At 61.3% G+C, this 16,076-nt stretch carries 17 protein-coding genes; 8 read left to right on the top strand and 9 right to left on the bottom strand.

Going from position 1 to position 16,076, the window contains the following annotated elements; all coding sequences use genetic code 11:
* Nucleotides 1-71 precede the first annotated feature (71 nt).
* The 4 genes from AC1D17_RS09780 to AC1D17_RS09765 all read left to right on the top strand — a co-directional run bounded on the left by AC1D17_RS09780 (nucleotide 72) and on the right by AC1D17_RS09765 (nucleotide 6,532).
* Nucleotides 72-599, top strand: a complete 528-nt coding sequence (locus tag AC1D17_RS09780) for a DUF1697 domain-containing protein (RefSeq protein WP_477565206.1) — start codon at nucleotides 72-74, stop codon at nucleotides 597-599.
* A gap of 157 nt (nucleotides 600-756) precedes the next feature.
* A complete protein-coding gene (locus AC1D17_RS09775) occupies nucleotides 757-2,079 on the top strand; it encodes a pilus assembly protein TadG-related protein (RefSeq protein WP_477565205.1) in 1,323 nt (440 codons plus the stop codon).
* A gap of 189 nt (nucleotides 2,080-2,268) precedes the next feature.
* Nucleotides 2,269-3,780, top strand: coding sequence for a protein adenylyltransferase SelO (locus AC1D17_RS09770; RefSeq protein WP_477565264.1), 1,512 nt, complete (start codon nucleotides 2,269-2,271; stop codon nucleotides 3,778-3,780).
* A 409-nt stretch (nucleotides 3,781-4,189) separates the two neighbouring features.
* Nucleotides 4,190-6,532, top strand: coding sequence for a glucose/quinate/shikimate family membrane-bound PQQ-dependent dehydrogenase (locus AC1D17_RS09765; RefSeq protein ID WP_477565204.1), 2,343 nt, complete (start codon nucleotides 4,190-4,192; stop codon nucleotides 6,530-6,532).
* Between the two features lie 271 nt (nucleotides 6,533-6,803).
* Here the strand turns inward: AC1D17_RS09765 and bla are convergent, their stop codons facing one another.
* Nucleotides 6,804-7,685: a class A beta-lactamase gene (bla, locus tag AC1D17_RS09760; RefSeq protein WP_477565203.1), complete on the bottom strand. Its 882-nt coding sequence runs from the start codon at nucleotides 7,683-7,685 to the stop codon at nucleotides 6,804-6,806.
* A 379-nt stretch (nucleotides 7,686-8,064) separates the two neighbouring features.
* On the opposite strand from bla, the gene AC1D17_RS09755 reads away from it, so the two are divergent.
* Together AC1D17_RS09755 and AC1D17_RS09750 are read left to right on the top strand one after the other, a co-directional pair.
* The gene (locus AC1D17_RS09755) at nucleotides 8,065-8,568 is read left to right on the top strand and encodes an N-acetyltransferase family protein (protein ID WP_477565202.1); all 504 of its coding nucleotides are present in this window, start codon (nucleotides 8,065-8,067) and stop codon (nucleotides 8,566-8,568) included.
* A gap of 126 nt (nucleotides 8,569-8,694) precedes the next feature.
* Entirely contained in the window at nucleotides 8,695-9,099 is a 405-nt protein-coding gene (locus AC1D17_RS09750; RefSeq protein WP_477565201.1) for a type II toxin-antitoxin system HicB family antitoxin, read from the top strand.
* Nucleotides 9,100-9,153: 54 nt separating this feature from the next.
* Here AC1D17_RS09750 and AC1D17_RS09745 read toward each other — a convergent pair whose 3' ends face one another.
* The 3 genes from AC1D17_RS09745 to AC1D17_RS09735 all read right to left on the bottom strand — a co-directional run bounded on the left by AC1D17_RS09745 (nucleotide 9,154) and on the right by AC1D17_RS09735 (nucleotide 11,416).
* Nucleotides 9,154-10,071: a c-type cytochrome gene (locus AC1D17_RS09745; protein WP_477565200.1), complete on the bottom strand. Its 918-nt coding sequence runs from the start codon at nucleotides 10,069-10,071 to the stop codon at nucleotides 9,154-9,156.
* Nucleotides 10,072-10,162: 91 nt separating this feature from the next.
* Nucleotides 10,163-10,606 carry a c-type cytochrome gene (locus AC1D17_RS09740; protein ID WP_477565199.1) on the bottom strand — a complete coding sequence of 148 codons (444 nt, stop codon included), beginning with the start codon at nucleotides 10,604-10,606 and terminating at the stop codon, nucleotides 10,163-10,165.
* 171 nt (nucleotides 10,607-10,777) lie between these two features.
* Entirely contained in the window at nucleotides 10,778-11,416 is a 639-nt protein-coding gene (locus AC1D17_RS09735; protein ID WP_477565198.1) for a LysE family translocator, read from the bottom strand.
* 138 nt (nucleotides 11,417-11,554) lie between these two features.
* Here AC1D17_RS09735 and AC1D17_RS09730 point away from each other — a divergent pair, with 138 nt between their 5' ends.
* Nucleotides 11,555-12,271 carry a helix-turn-helix transcriptional regulator gene (locus tag AC1D17_RS09730; RefSeq protein WP_477565263.1) on the top strand — a complete coding sequence of 239 codons (717 nt, stop codon included), beginning with the start codon at nucleotides 11,555-11,557 and terminating at the stop codon, nucleotides 12,269-12,271.
* Between the two features lie 109 nt (nucleotides 12,272-12,380).
* Here AC1D17_RS09730 and AC1D17_RS09725 read toward each other — a convergent pair whose 3' ends face one another.
* From AC1D17_RS09725 to AC1D17_RS09710, 4 genes are all read right to left on the bottom strand, one after another.
* Nucleotides 12,381-12,617: a hypothetical protein gene (locus AC1D17_RS09725; RefSeq protein WP_477565197.1), complete on the bottom strand. Its 237-nt coding sequence runs from the start codon at nucleotides 12,615-12,617 to the stop codon at nucleotides 12,381-12,383.
* Between the two features lie 31 nt (nucleotides 12,618-12,648).
* Entirely contained in the window at nucleotides 12,649-12,879 is a 231-nt protein-coding gene (locus AC1D17_RS09720) for a hypothetical protein (RefSeq protein WP_477565196.1), read from the bottom strand.
* A gap of 94 nt (nucleotides 12,880-12,973) precedes the next feature.
* Nucleotides 12,974-13,825 (bottom strand): metallophosphoesterase, encoded by an 852-nt coding sequence (locus tag AC1D17_RS09715; RefSeq protein ID WP_477565195.1) that lies wholly within the window; start codon nucleotides 13,823-13,825, stop codon nucleotides 12,974-12,976.
* 89 nt (nucleotides 13,826-13,914) lie between these two features.
* The gene (locus AC1D17_RS09710; protein ID WP_477565194.1) at nucleotides 13,915-14,526 is read right to left on the bottom strand and encodes a TetR/AcrR family transcriptional regulator; all 612 of its coding nucleotides are present in this window, start codon (nucleotides 14,524-14,526) and stop codon (nucleotides 13,915-13,917) included.
* Nucleotides 14,527-14,631: 105 nt separating this feature from the next.
* On the opposite strand from AC1D17_RS09710, the gene AC1D17_RS09705 reads away from it, so the two are divergent.
* Complete coding sequence (locus AC1D17_RS09705) at nucleotides 14,632-15,309, top strand: glutathione S-transferase N-terminal domain-containing protein (protein ID WP_477565193.1); 678 nt, start codon at nucleotides 14,632-14,634, stop codon at nucleotides 15,307-15,309.
* Nucleotides 15,310-15,375: 66 nt separating this feature from the next.
* Here AC1D17_RS09705 and AC1D17_RS09700 read toward each other — a convergent pair whose 3' ends face one another.
* Nucleotides 15,376-15,975 (bottom strand): superoxide dismutase, encoded by a 600-nt coding sequence (locus AC1D17_RS09700; protein WP_477565192.1) that lies wholly within the window; start codon nucleotides 15,973-15,975, stop codon nucleotides 15,376-15,378.
* Nucleotides 15,976-16,076: the final 101 nt, after the last annotated feature.

Below are 16,076 nucleotides of genomic sequence, written 5' to 3'. Positions count from 1 at the left end.
GCCCAAGGCGATATTCTCAAACCTGTCGTATACTGGGGCCCGCACCTGTGCATCGTGCCGGGAGAGACCGCATGTCCGTCCATATCGCCCTGCTTCGCGCCGTCAATGTCGGCGGGACCGGCAAACTCTCCATGAGCGACCTGAAAGCGCTCTGCGAGAAAGCCGGTTTCGAAGACGTGAGAACCTATATCCAGAGCGGCAATGTTTTGTTTCGTTCGCAACTCTCCGCCGAAAAAGCCGGCAAGGTTCTGGATGATGCGCTTGCCAAGGTGATGGGCAAGGCGCCGGGCGTGATGGTCCGCAGCCGCAAGCAACTGGAATCCATCGCTGAAAACAATCCCTTTGCGGATGCCAAGCCAAACTACCTGATGGTCAATTTCCTGCCGGAGAAAGCGCCTGCCGATGCGCTGGACAAACTGGTCGCGCCGGATGGCGAAGAGGCGCATGCCGCAGGCCATGAAATCTACGTGCATTATCCGAACGGCTCCGGCCGCTCAAAGCTGAAGCTGCCGGCGCTGAAACAGGCCACATCGCGCAATCTCAACACGGTGCGGAAACTGGCGGAACTTGCGGCGCAGATGGAAGGCGCAGGCGACTGAATTATCCCGGGCGTGGAGCAATGCAGTGGCATGCTTGTGGATAACGCAGTGGTCTGTTTGCAGATTGAGACAATCCTAACGAATTGTTTAATCCTTACAACATTAGAGACAAATAACATACCCCTTTAGTTGCCAGTCGTTCTTTGGGGGAATAGCTATGCGGCGGCCATTAAAGGCGTATATCCGTAATTTTCTTGGTGACGAAAAAGGGAATTTCGCCACTCTGACTGCGATCGCTTTCGTTCCTGTCATTGGAGCCGCGGCCATGGTGCTTGACCTTGGAAGCGCCTATTTGGAAGCGACGAAAATGCAGGGAGCGCTCGATAGCGCGGCTCTTTCGGCAGTCAGATCCTACGGGGAAGGTTCCAGCGAAGAGGATACGACAAAGGAGGCGAGCCAGCTTTTCTTTGGCAATTTTGCCGTTCCGGCAAATTCAGAGCCGCTTCCCGACGGTGAAAACCTGTCGGGTTTCCGCATGACGCTCGTTCACGGCGCGCTCGAAGATACGGCAACCGCGCGGTATGCCTTCAACTACAAGCCATTGTTCCTGGAGCGGCTTCCCTTCGCAATCAGCAAACACGCCGTTGCAGCCCGTGTACCTGGAATAGAGGCGTGCATTCTGGCCCTGCACCCGACGAAATACCGGGCATTCGAAGTCAGCGGCAGCGCAGATATCGATATGAGCGGCTGTACCATCACGGCGAATTCCACCGACGCGCAGGCGATCTATGTCGGCGGCTCGGGCCGGCTGAAAGCTGAGTGTCTGTTTGCTGCCGGCGGCATCTCGATTGACCCCGCTGCAGTGCATCTGGCCTGCGGGACACCGCTTGAAAAAGCCCCGCAGGTTGCAGATCCGTTCAGGAGCAAGAAGCTGCCGGTTGCCGGCACATGGATCAGCCTTGCAGGCTGCGGCCAAAATTTCGTCGGCGGCGGCGGCGGCAACGGAAATTGCAATGGAACGGGCAAGACACAGAACGGCAACAATGCCGGTTATGTCGTCACCTTGAAGCCAGGGACCTATGGCAGCCTCGAACTGAAGGGCGCAATCAAGCTGGAGCCGGGCTCATACATCATCGATGGCGGCTCTCTGAGTCTGACCAGCCAATCGGTGGTGACCGGCCAGGGCGTGACGTTTTTCCTGCTCAACCATGCCAATCTGGTGATTCATGGCGGCGCAACGTTTCACATCTCGCCATCCCTTTCGGGAAACTGGGCCGGATTTTCGATCGTGGCGGCGCATGGGGACACCGAACCAGCCGTGATCAACGGCAACAGTTCATCCTCGCTGACCGGGATTGTCTACATGCCGGATACGCAAGAAATCCAGTATTCCGGGAACGGCGCCACGGGCGGCGAATGCATTCGCCTGGTTGCGCAAGAGATCACCCTGACCGGAAACAGCTTTTTCAAGATGAATTGCGATCCGGAGCTGGCGAACACGAAAATCAACAATCCCGGTGCTATCCGCCTCGTGCAATAGCGAACGACGGTTGGAGTTCGACGGGATTGAGTGTGCACCGGCCTCTGATCCCGGTGCGGGTGTGTGGCGAAAAAGCCGGACTTGCAACGCAGGCCGCCACGCACGATATCCGCTTCACCGATGGTTTGCGGATGCGCTATTATGCGCAATCCGCAAACCGATACCGCATCCGGTGGAGATCAGGACATCATGGACCACGTCCAACCGAGACCAGAGGCGCGCATCGCCGTTGCGCCGATCCCCTTCGATAACAGCTATGCCCGGCTACCGGCGCATTTCCACGCCGCCGCCAATCCGACGCCGGTTTCCGAGCCGTGGCTGATCAAGTTCAACCGGCCGCTGGCGGCGGAACTTGGTCTTAATGCCGATGTTCTGGAGCGGGACGGGGCTGCGATCTTTTCCGGCAATGTGATCCCTGAAGGGGCCGAGCCGCTGGGCATGGCCTATGCCGGGCATCAGTTCGGCCAGTTCGTGCCCTTGCTTGGCGACGGGCGGGCAATCCTGCTTGGCGAAGTCATCGGCAAGGACGGTGTCCGCCGCGATATCCAGCTGAAGGGTGCCGGCAAGACGCCCTATTCGCGGCGCGGCGACGGGCGCGCAGCGCTTGGCCCGGTTTTGCGCGAATATATCGTCAGCGAGGCGATGTTTGCGCTCGGTATTCCGACAACGCGGGCCTTGGCAGCGGTCGTCACCGGCGAGCCGGTCTACCGCGAGCGGGTTTTGCCCGGCGGCGTCATCACGCGCGTGGCGGCAAGCCATATCCGCGTCGGTACGTTCCAGTTCCTGGCGGCGCGTGGAGATACGGACGGGGTGAAGGTGCTGGCGGATCATGTCATCGACCGGCATTATCCCGAACTCAAGGGCAGCGAACGCCCCTACCTGGCGCTGCTGGAGGCCGCGATCGAGCGGCAGGCTTTCCTGATTGCCCGCTGGCTTTGCGTCGGCTTTATCCACGGCGTGATGAACACCGACAATTGCGCGGTGTCCGGCGAAACCATCGATTTCGGCCCCTGCGCCTTTCTCGACGCCTATGATCCGGCCAAGGTGTTTTCCTCGATCGACCAGGGCGGCCGTTATGCCTATGCCAGCCAGCCGGCGATTGGCCGGTGGAACATGGCGCGGCTAGCCGAAACGCTGCTGCCGCTCCTCGATCCGGACCCCTCCGAGGCGGTCAATCTCGCCAATGATGCGATTGCCGGTTATGGGCCGCGGTTTCAGAACCACTGGCTTGCCGGTATGAAGGAAAAGATCGGTCTTTACGCGGAAGAGGACGGCGACCTCGATCTCGTGCAGGGGCTGTTGAGCGCCATGCACCGCAATGAAGCCGATTTCACCCTGACGTTCCGCAGGCTGTGCGATGCAGCCGAAAGCAGCGCCAACGACGGCCCGCTGCGCGAACTGTTCGGCAACACTGCCGATATTGATGCCTGGCTTCTCGCCTGGCGGGAACGGACCGGCCGCGAAACCTTGTCCGACATGCAGACGGCGGCTGCGATGCGCGCCGTCAATCCCGCCTTCATCCCGCGCAACCACCGCATAGAACAGGCGATCCGTGCGGCCGAAGACGGCGGCGATTTCTCGTTGTTCGAGGCCTTGAACGACGTTCTGGCAAAGCCCTATGAAGAGCAGCCGGCCTTTGCAGCCTATGCCGCGCCCCCGGCACCGGCGGAGGAAGTGTTGCGAACGTTCTGCGGGACGTGAGCAGGAGCAGCTGAGTCTTAATCAGCGCGTCATGACAGCATCGGGAATATCCCCCCTCCGCCCTTCCTGACATCTCCGCCTCAAGGGAGATGTCACGAAGGGACAGAGGGGCTATTCCCGAAAATCCTGCAGCCCGGCCCCCCCTCAACCCTTTTCAGCCATATGCAGTTTTGGCCAGCTGTACCGAAATGTGGCCATTGAAAGGCAGCGGCGGCGCGGTATGTTCGGTGAGGATACGCGCGGAGATTGAACCCTCGCCGCGCACCCGACACAGGATCACCGCGCGCAGAACCATCCGGCGCGATGGCCAGCCTTAAGACCGGAATGCCTTTCCCTGAGGGGTTGGACCCAAATGCCCCGCCGTAGCTGGACGAAGCGCGGCGCGCGCTTTCCATAACGGGAGATATTCATGCTGATTTTCTTGACGGGCATCGTCTTCGCGTTGATCGGGCTTGTGCTCGGCGGCGGCGGGCTCTGGCTCATCATGCTCGGCGGCAGCTGGTACTATGCCATTGCCGGTCTTGGCTTTCTCATCACTGCATTCCTTTTGTTTGCGCGCCGTGGTGCGGCGTTGACAATCTATGCGCTGCTCATTCTCGGCACGCTCGGCTGGGCGATCTGGGAGGTCGGCTTCGACTGGTGGCAGCTCGGCCCCCGTGGCGGCGTCATCATCCTGCTCGGCCTCTGGCTGCTTCTGCCGCCGATCCGCCGCGGTCTCGGCTTTGCCAGCCCGACGGGCGAGGTCTACAACGCCAGCGCCCTGCCGCTTGGTATCGCTGTTTTAGCCGCAATTGCCGTTGCCGGATATTCGATGACGCAGGACCCGCTCGATCTTGCCGGCGAGCTTCCGGTTGGCAAAACGACCGCCGCAGTTGATCTCGGCGGCAACGTGCCCGAAGGCGAATGGCACCAGTACGGCCGCACGCCCTATGGCCAGCGCTATTCGCCGCTGGCCCAGATCACGCCGGACAATGTCGGCAAGCTGCAGGTGGCCTGGCAATACCAGACCGGCGACGTGAAACGACCGGACGACATCGGCGAAACCACCTATCAGGTGACGCCGCTCAAGATCAAAGACACGCTCTACGTTTGTACCCCGCATAACCTCGCCATCGCGCTCGATGCGGCAACCGGCAAGGAAAAATGGAAATTCGACGCCAATTCCGGCATGAACCCGGACCGGCAGCACCAGACCTGCCGCGGTGTCACCTATTATGCCGATCCCGCCGCCGCCGCAGGCAGCCCCTGCGCCGAGCGGGTCTATCTGCCCACCACCGATGCGCGGCTGATTGCGCTCGACGCCGCCAACGGAAAGGTCTGCGAAACCTTTGCCGACAAGGGCACACTGCATCTTGAAACGGGCATGAAATACAATCCCGCCGGCTATTACTACTCGACCTCGCCGCCGGTGATCACCGCCGGCAAGATCATCGTCGGCGGTGCCGTCAACGACAATTATTCGACGCAGGAACAGTCGGGTGTCATCCGCGCCTTCGACGTCAACACCGGCGCGTTGATCTGGAATTGGGACAGTGGCAATCCGGACGTGACGGCGCCGCTGCCGCAGGGCCAGACCTACACGACCAATTCGCCCAACAGCTGGTCGGTCTTCAGCTATGACGACAAGCTAAACCTCGTCTATATCCCGCTCGGCAACCAGGTGCCCGACCAGCTCGGCATGGGCCGCAGCGAACATGTCGAGAAATACTCCTCGTCGATCGTGGCGCTCGACATCGCCAGCGGCGCGGTGCGCTGGGCGCGCCAGACCGTGCATCACGATCTCTGGGACATGGACGTTCCCGCCCAGCCGGTGCTGCTCGACATCACCGGCAAGGACGGCCAGCCGGTTCCGGCCCTCGTCGGCCCGACCAAGCAGGGCGATCTCTACGTGCTTGACCGGCGCACCGGCGAACCGATCATCCCGGTCAAGGAAATCCCCGCGCCGACCGGCGCCATCGCGGAAGATTTCACCGCGCCGACCCAGCCGATTTCCGACCTCACTTTCTCGCCGCCACCCTTGACGGACAAGAACATGTGGGGCGTGACGATGTTCGACCAGCTGGCCTGCCGGATCGACTTCAAGCGGCTGAAATACGAGGGCCGCTATACGCCGCCATCGCTTGAAGGCAGCCTGATCTATCCCGGCAATTTCGGCACGTTCAACTGGGGCTCGGTCGCCGTCGATCCGGAGCGCCAGGTGATGTTCGGCATGCCGACTTATCTGGCCTTTACCTCAAGGCTCGTTCCGCGCGACCAAATTCCGCCCAAGGGGCAGGGCGAAAAAGGGTCAGAACAGGGCCTCAACCGCAATGAGGGCGCACCCTACGGCGTCTTCATGGGTCCCTTCCTCGGGCCGCTCGGCATTCCCTGCCAGGCGCCGCCATGGGGCTATGTCGCCGGTGCGGACTTAAAGAGCGGTCAGATCGCCTACAAGCACAGGAACGGCACCGTGCGTGACATGACGCCGCTGCCCCTGCCCTTCAAGGTCGGTGTGCCCGGCATCGGCGGCCCGATGATCACCAAGGGCGGCGTCGCCTTCCTCGGCGCGGCTGTCGACAACTATATCCGCGCTTACGACCTCACCACCGGCAAGGTGCTGTGGGAAGGCCGCCTGCCCGCCGGCGGCCAGTCGACGCCGATGAGCTACGCCACCGGCGACGGCACCCAGTATGTCCTGATCGTCGCCGGCGGCCACGGCTCGGTCGGCACCAAGCCGGGCGATTATGTGATCGCGTACACGCTGGCGAAGTAGGCGGTGACAAAGCGGGAAAAGCCGGCGGGGTGGCCCGCCGGCCGCCCGCAATGCCCGTTGCGCAACACGACAGTCTCCAGCGCCGCGCGTTATTCGTGACGCTTCCATACACGACGCGACGTGCCCTGCGTGGGTTGCCCCCCACCCTCCCCGCCTGTGGGGCGGGGACCATGGAGTTTGCTGCTGGTTCCTTCTTTCCGACAAGACAGGGAGGTGCCCGCCGGGCCGGATGAGGGGCGATTGCCGTGGACTGTGTCATGACGCGCAAGCGTCAAACCATTGCCGCAATCAGCTTTCCGACTTCGGCGAACACCGGCTCCAGTTCCTTCGCCGGCTTCTTGCCCTCGGCAATATAGACGGATGCCAGGATCGTATGGCCTTCGCGCGGCCGCATGAAACCGATATCTCCGGCTTCTCCCCTGCCGCTGGTGCCGGTCTTTTCGCCGATCGTCCAACCTTCCGGAAGCCCTGCCCTCAAACGCCGGCCGCCGGTCGTGTTGGCGACAAGCCATGCGGCGAACTGATCTCGCGACGATGGCGACAGCACATCCTCAAGCAGCAGTTTGCCGAGCGTCTCAGTCATCGCAATCGGCGTCGTCGTATCGCGCGGATCGCCGATTTTCGCCTCGTTGAGTTCCGGTTCCGTCCGGTCGAGGCGGGTTGTCCCATCGCCGATCGAGCCCAGCCAGGCGGTCAGCCCCTTCGGGCCGCCGAAACTCGCCAGAAGCAGGTTGGCGGCGGCATTGTCGCTATAGGTGACGGCGGCATCGCAGAGTTCGCGCACCGTCATGTCGCCTCCGGCGTGCTTCTGGGCGATTGGCGAATGGGAAAGCAGGTCCTTCCCCGAGACAGGGATACGCCGGTCGAGCTTTTCCTCGCCCTTGTCGACCCGCGCCAGCGCAAAGGCCGCCGCCAGCGCCTTGAAGGTCGAGCACATGGCAAAGCGTTCATCCTGCCTGTGACTGAAGGACACCTTCGTCTTCGTATCGAGGACGAAAACGCCAAGGCGGCCGCCGGTGCGCTTTTCCAGCGCGGCGAGCTGTTTTTCGATATCCTTGCCGGCAGCAAAGGCCATTTTCGGTGCCAGACCGATGGCGGGCAGAAGCAGGCCTGAGCCGATGATGAAATGCCTGCGATTGAGTGTGAGCGGCATAGGATGAGTTCTCCCTCTGTGAACGGTGGGGGCGACACCAAACCATTGATAATGATAGCCAATATTAGCCATCGCTCAATCGGGTGCACTGCCGCCTAAGACAATGCGTAGACAGCGAATGTGGCCGGTCTTGGCCGGAAAGGAGGCGGTGCGGGATCTTGTTTCGGCCGCAAAAATTAACGGGCATTGCGATTTCCCGTTGACAAATTTCAAGAAAAGGAGACATTGCCCGCCATGATCAGAACCGCGAACATCGCCCGTTGGTATTTTACGCTGCTCCCATAGGTGCGGCTGTCTGATCTCGTTCAACAAGCCGCCATCAGGCGGCTTTTGTTTTTGGATGGCACCTGATGGCGCGAAAGCCATAAGGAGCCTGAAAATGCTGCAGACCGCCACCCCGACAACACTTCTCCATCCGGCCACACGCGCCCCCATGGTCACCATCCGCACCGCCAAGCAGCGCGATCTGCCTGCCCTGCGGCAACTAATTGGCGAGCTTGCCGCCCATCATGGCGACGCCGCCGCCGTCACCCCGGAAAACCTCGAGCGCGACCTGTTCGGCCGCATGCCCTGGATCACCGCGCTGGTGGCCGAGGCCGCAGGCGAGTTGATCGGCTACGCAATCCTCGTGCCGCTCTACCGCGCCCAGCAGGGTGCGCGCGGCATGGAGCTGCATCATCTCTACGTCCGCCCAGCCCAACGCGGCACCGGCATCGGCCGGCATCTGGTGGCAAAGGCCCGCGAACAGGCCCGCATGGCCGGCGCCACCTATCTGTCCGTCAGCGCCGCCACCGGCAATTTCCAGGCGCACCGCTTCTACGAATCGGAAAACTTCACGCCCGGTCCGGTAACCGGCATGCGCTATCTGCAGACGCTCGCCTGAGGGCGGGCGAATTTTAAGGCAGCAGCATTATGGCGATGGGCGCGTTCGAAGGAACGCGCCTTGGCTGTCCGGCAGGGACACTGAAAAGCATCGAAAAGCAGGCCGGATTGAAACTGAGGTAGCTCCATGCGCAACTATATCGGACTGATCCACAAGGATACCAACAGCGACTACGGCGTATCCTTCCCCGATTTTCCTGGCGTGATTTCCGCGGGAACCGATCTTGACGACGCCCGGCGCATGGCGACGGAGGCGCTGACCCTTCATCTTGAAGGCCTCGTCGAGGACGGACTTCCCATTGCGGAGCCCTCCAGCCTTGAGGCTGTCATGGCCGAGCCGGACAACAGAAACGGCGTTGCCATTCTCGTCGGCGTCAAGATGGAAACCAAGAAAGCAGTACGGGTGAACGTGACCCTGCCGGAAGATGTTCTTCGGCAGATTGACCAGTTCGCAGAAGCCAAGGGATTGACGCGATCCGGGTTCATCGCGCTCGCCGCCCTGCACGAGATCGACCGCAACGATGCAGCCTGACCTAACGAATGCCTCTTCGTTCTTTGTTCGAGCCCGCTTTGCGAGACGCCAAGCCTATTCGATCGCCGGAACCGCCTTCAGATAGGCCGCGATCGCCTCGCGGTCAGGTGCCGTAAGCTTTGCCATGTTCTTCTGGACCTCGACCATCGAGCCGCCAACAGAATCGAATTCGGGGGTGAAGCCGGTTTCGAGGTAATCGACGATGTCGCTCCCGCTCCAGGAGCCGATACTTTTCGAACCCGGCGTGATGTTGGGGATGCGGCCCCGGCCTTCCGGATTGGGGGCTCCGGCCAGCCACTCTGCCGCCTCGAAGCCGCCCAGCGCATTGCGCGGCGTGTGGCATTCGCCGCAATGGCCGGGACCTTCGACGAGGTACTGGCCGCGGGCGATCTGTGGATTTGCCGTGTCGACCGTCACACGCGGCTTATCGGTGAAGAACAAGAGCTTCCAGCCGCCGAGCGCCATGCGGATATTGAACGGAAACGGCAGGTCGTGCGGCGGTGCGACATTGGCGCTCTTCGGCAGGGTTTTGAGGAAGCCCCAGAGGTCGTTGATATCTTTCGGCGTCAGCCGGGCGTAGGAGCCGTAAGGGAAGGACGGATAGAGATGCTCGCCCTGTTTGCCGACGCCGCGCGTCATCGCATTGCCGAATTCGGCGAGCGTCCAGCTGCCGAGGCCGGCCGCCTCATCCGGCGAGATATTGGGCACATGAAACGTACCGAACGGGCTTTTCAGCGGTAGTCCCCCGGCGAGGATCAGCCTGGCGTCGCCTTCGGATTTCGGTGCCGCATGACAGCTGGTGCAGCCGCCCGCCCAGAACACCTGTTCGCCATTGGCAATGTCCGGCTCGCCCAACCCCTCGAAATGCGCTGCAGGCCACGGATCGGGCATGGTCAGGAACCAGGCGGCCCCACCGGCCACTACGCCGAGGAAGACCACAGCCGATACCAGTTTTCGAACCCGCGCGCCCATCGCCTACTCCTTCTGTCGTCCGGAAAACACATTTGGCGCGCCACGATGGGCGCGCCAAAAAATCACTGCTTGGGAGGCAAGGCCCGCCGCTTCATTTCTTGATGCGATAGGCCTCGTGACAGGCACCGCAATTCTTGCCGATGATCCCGAGCGCCGCGCCGACGGCAGCCTGATCCGCTGGGAGCTGGGCGAGCGTCGCATCCGCATCGGCGCCGAGCTTGGCGGCCTTGGCCTTGAAGTCGTCCATGTTTTCCCAGATTTTCGGGCTGGCTTCCGATTCCATTCCGGTTTCAGAACCGGCCGGGAACTGATCGGGAAAGGCTTTGACGTTTTTGCTGATCGTCTCAAGCGATGCCGTGACCACAGCGCCGTCATAGGGTTTTTCACCCTTGGCTATCGCAACAAGCGCACCCATCGATTGGCCGACCCCCTTCATCAACCCCTGGCGGACTTCCTGCGGCTCTCCGGCCGCCATGACCGCGGTCATTCCGCAGCTGGCAATGGCAATCGCAATAAACACCGTTCTCAGTTTCATGAAGTTCTCCCGGTTCGACGAAGCCGCGGCGGATTTTGACGCGGCCTCAATGCGCCGGCATGATTGCATTTTGCGATCACGAAGGAAGTAACTTTTTTTTGAGATCGAGTTTATCACGACCTGCTGCAATGGCCTGATTTAACGGGAGTATTTTTCTCAAGTTAACGACAGTCAAGCCAGAGAGACCCATCCCTGCCAGGCCGTCAGCGCCGCAACGGCGATGAGCACCACGCCGACTGTCTTGCCGATGATCGCGGTTGCACGCGGGCTGGCAGTAATGACGTCGCGGCTGCGGCCGGCGGCGAGCGCCAGGCCGCCATAGACGGCAAGCTGGGTCGCCGAGATCATGATCGCCATGATCAGCACCTGCGACCACAGAGGCCCGAACTGAGGCTTTAGAAACTGCGGGTAGACGGCGAGCATGAACAGATAGGCCTTCGGATTGAGAATGCTGGTCAAGGCGCCGCGCCTAAAACTTGTCCAGAGCGACAGCCGGGCGCCCGGTTCGACCGAGGCGATGGCAATGCTGCTGCGGGCGAGCGACAGGCCGATCCAGGCGATATAGGCAGCACCCGCAAGCAGCAGCACGTTGAACAGTTCCGGCACCAGGTGCAGCAGGAAGCCGACGCCGAGTGCTGCATAAAGCGTGTGGAAGACACCGCCCGCCATGATGCCGGCCGTTGCCGTCAATCCCGACGCCCGGCCGCCGGTCAGCGCATTGGCCATGACGAAGACCATGTCCATGCCGGGCACGATGATGATGCCGAAAAGGAGGGTGAAGAACAGCCAGAGGTTTTCCGCGTATGTCATGTCAGTTGTCCGTTTATCGAGAAGGTGATTGCCATAGGCACAACGCTTGTTTTTCAAGCGCTTGCCTATGTGCTATATCCTCACCCAACTGACAGGGTTCTGTCAGGAGCGTTTGGCTTGATGACGAAAAGGTGGCCCATGCGCAAGGCGTCCCGACTGTTCGAGATCATCCAGATCCTGCGGCTGGCGACACGGCCGGTGACGGCGGCGCAAATCGCCGAAAACCTCGAAGTGACCGTCCGCTCGATCTACCGGGATATCGCAGCGCTACAGGCGATGCGGGTGCCGATCGAGGGCGGGCGCGGCATCGGCTATATCCTGCGCCCCGGCTTCGACCTGCCGCCGCTGATGTTTTCGATCGAGGAGACGGAGGCGATCGTGCTGGCGCTTGCCCTTCTGGAGCGCACCGGCGACGAAGAATTGAAAGAGGCGGCCAAGCGCGTCAACCAGAAGATCGCCGGCGCCATGCCGCCGCCGCTGCGCCAGACACTGCGCTCCAACGCACTGCATGCCTGGGGCACGATCGCGCCGCCGCCCTCCGGGCTGGACCTTGCCATGGTGCGCCGGGCAATCCGCGACGAACAGAAACTACTGGTCGACTACCGCGACGAATTCGGCCGCGCCAGCGAGCGCACCGTCCGGCCCCTGGCACTGATCTACTATTCCGCCACGGCCGTCGTGGTCGCCTGGTGCGAACTGCGCCAGGCCATCCGCAATTTTCGCGCCGACCGGGTGGAGAATTGTGAGATGACGGAGGAGCATTTTCGCGGCGAAGGCGATGGCTTGCGCGACCTGTGGATCAGGGGATGGCGGGCGAACGCGGAGAAGGCCGCGATGAGCGAAAGCGCCGGATGATCCGGACACGCGGATGTAGCCCGGACAAAGGCATACACTATGGAACTCTTGCCGCTGCCGTCCCTGTCAGATAACGGATAGACTCCTAGTAGGAGCTCGTCCGACCGTGTCAGGTTATCGCATTATTTGTATCGCGTGGAGAACAACGCTGGTTGCGCTGCTCATTGGCGGGATCGTGCTCTTCTGGATGGCAGGAAACATGAATGACAATATCGATCGTTGCATGGACGATTATTCGCCAGCATATATTCAAGATGAGGCGGCTCGAACCGAATGGTGCGCGCGCTGAACCGCGATCGGCTTCAACCCGAGAATAGTGGCGGCGACGGCACAACCGCATCTCCATTCCCCGCCTCCCGTCAGCTGAACCGCATACGCTATTTCGTCGCGCCGTGCGAAGGTCCCTCTTCTTTGACTTCACGCGGTGTCGGGGTGGTGATCACGCCATGGTCCGGGTCGTGCACATCCTGGCCTTTCGAGCCATCAGCAGCGGTTGCCCGCTCATGCTCGCGGCTGGCGCGTAGCGTCTGGCGAAGGCTCGTTGCCTCATCGATAAGGGCGGTCAGTTCCTGTTCGGACAGGCCGGATAGATCAAAGGTCGTCGCCACGGTAGCCTCCTTGGCTGGATTGGACCCCTCCTAAACGCACGACTTGGCAAATCGGCCCATTCAGCCGCAAATTTAGCTGAGATGGGGCACGTGCCTATACCGCGATCCACATCACCCTGCTCTCTTCCCGCCCAAACCCTTCAATCTCGATCCGGTCGGCAAAAACGTCGACAATCGCAAAGGAGTTTTCATCCGGAGTATCGACCATGCCCTTGAACGTCACGAACGGGCGGCCATCGACCTCACCGAAATTGCCGTCGTGGTTGTGGCCGCAGAAATAGCCGCGGAAGCAGGCAAAACTCGTCAGCAGATCGACGATGCGCTCGCTGTCCCACATGTTATGGCTGTTGGGTGGAAAGACGGGATAGTGGCCAAGGACGAGGACGGCCTCGCCATCGGCTTCCGCCTTTTCCATAACCTGCGTCAGCCACTTAAATTGCGCCTCGCTCAACGAGCCGTTCCAGGATTGCGCATTGATGGCGCCTTCGGCCGCAAGCGCGCTCAGCCGCTCCGCTGCCAGCGCAGCGCGCGGATCATCCGGCGGGGCGGAAAAGGTGCTGACATCGCTGCCGTCAAGCATGACGAAGCGCCAGTTGCGGATGGCGAAATCATAATAGCGGCCGGGCACGCCGAGCCGCCCGGCAACCGCGCCCAGATGTTCCGGCGCAACAGCGAAATCATGATTGCCGAGCAGGAACAGGCACTTGTGGCGCAGCGCCTTGTAGATCGGCAGGATATCGTCGAAGCTTTTCCAGTCGCGGTCGATGATATCGCCGAGCGTCATGACGAAATCGAGTTCAGTTTCGTTGAACACGGCAATAGCATCGCTGAGCTTGGCGAGGCTGCGGACATAATGACGGTTCATCGCCTCATGCGGCTCGATATCGGCATATTGCGGATCGGCGATGATGCCGAAGCGAAGGATCGGTGGTTCGACGGTGTGCATATGGCTTGCCTAAAACCGGCTCGTGACAGCCGCGTGACATATTTTCGGCAAGGCTCGCGCTGAATAACAGGCAGCAGGGACAAGCGTGCTCACGATCTGCCGCAAATCCACTCCACTCCCGAACGCGCAAGCGCTTCCAGCGTTTCGGGGGCATCGCCGGCACGGGCGCGTACGGCGAGCGAATGCATGACGGCGGAAACCAGCTTGGCCGGTGTTTTCGGATCGGATCCGGCAGGCAGTTCGCCCGTCTCGATCGCCGCGGCCATCCGCTCCTCGATCGCATCATCGAATTCGCGCAGGCTGCGGCCCAGCACTTCGCGGACGCGCGGATGCTGCACCGCTTCGGCGGTCGCCGTGCCGATCAGGAAACAGCCGCGTGATGAAATATCCCCATGCAGATAGATGGCAAGCGCGCTCGCATAGACACGCGCGATATTCTCCCGGATCGGCAGCGAAGGATCAAGCGCCACGGCAAGCGCCTCAAGGCTCTCGCGGCGATAGGCTTCGAGCGTATCGAGGTAGATATCCTCCTTGTCGCCGAAGGCGGCGTAGAGGCTCGGCCGGTTAAGCTCCGTGGCAGCGCTCAGCATATCCAGCGAGGCCGAGGCAAAGCCCCGGTCCCAGAAGACCGCGCGCGCCCGCTCGACGGTCCTTGCCTCGTCGAACGCTCGGGGACGGCCGCGTTTTTTCTCGATCTTCATTTTTGTACCGTCTCGCATAAAATTCTTGACGAGAATATTTTTATGCGAAACAGTACAGAAATGCAATCATACTGGACGCGGAGGCATCCGCGCAGGAGGAAACAGATGAAACTTTATATGCACGCCGCCGCATGCTCGCTGTCGCCGCACATCGTCTGCCGCGAACTTGGGCTCGATGTCGAACTCGTCCATGTCGACCGCAAGACCCAGCGCACCAGCAGCGGCGAGGACTACCGGATGATCAACGGCAACGGCTATGTGCCGGCCCTGATGCTCGACGACGGCAAGATTCTGACCGAAGGGCCTTCCATTGTGCAGTTTCTGGCGGACAGTTCGCCGCGCGGCAGCAATCTGTTACCGCCGCCCGGAACATTCGAGCGCAGTGAGATCCAGTCGTATCTGAACTTCATCACCTCGGAACTGCACAAGCCGATGGTGCTCCTGTTCAACGCCGACTACGCCGCTGCCCATGCCGGCATCCGCGCCACCGTCGCCAAGCGGCTGGACTGGCTGAGCGGCCGCATGGCTGGACCGTTTCTCACCGGCGAACCATTCACCGTAGCCGACGCCTATCTCTTCGTCTGCCTCAACTGGTCGCCCTGGATCGATATAGACCTCAACAACTGGCCGATGCTGCGGGCCTTCGTTGATGCCGTGGCAGAAAGGCCAAGCGTGCGGGCGGCGCTGGAGGCGGAGGAACTGAGCGCCTTCGTCGAGTGCGGCACGTTCTTTGCGCCGCAAGCCTATCTCGCCGGTCGGTCGCAAGCCGGCGTGAAGCCCTGAACCGAAACGAAAACACCCGGCGCCTGATGGCGCCGGGTGCAAAATCTGCAACGGGAAAAGGGCTGCTTACGCGGCGGCTTCGTAAAGCTCGAGCACGTAGTCCCAGTTGATCAGGCTGTCGACGAAGGCTTCGAGGTACTTCGGACGGGCGTTGCGGTAGTCGATATAGTAGGAATGTTCCCAGACATCGACGCCGAGGATCGGCGATGCGCCGTGAACCAGCGGGTTTTCGCCGTTCGGGGTCTTGGAGATTTCAAGCTTGCCGCCCTTGACGGAGAGCCAGGCCCAGCCCGAGCCGAACTGTCCGGTGCCGGCCGCGATGAAATCGGCGCGGAACTTGTCGTAGCCGCCAAGATCGGACTTGATGGCCGCGTCGAGCTTGGCCGGCAGCTGCGTGCCGCCGCCGCCCTTCTTCATCCACTTCCAGAAGTGAAGGTGGTTGTAGTGCTGGCCGGCATTATTGAACAGCGGCTGGTTGGTGCCGTAGGACTTCTTGACGATTTCTTCCAGCGAAAGACCCGAGAGACCGGCTTCGTCAGCAAGCTTGTTGCCGTTGGTCACGTAAGCAAGGTGATGCTTGTCGTGGTGATACTCCAGCGTTTCGCGCGACATGTAGGGCGCCAGTGCATCGTAGTCGTAAGGCAGGTTCGGCAATTCGAAAGCCATGATGGTATCTCCTCTTGTTGGCGGGATCCATGAAAGCCGGGTTGGAATTCATGAAAGAAATCTGTGAGGCGGAACATAGGGACCACCGCCGCAACAGGCAA

Source organism: Pararhizobium sp. P1_E7 (assembly GCF_056405855.1).
This window is presented reverse-complemented; position numbering and strand designations above follow the sequence as displayed.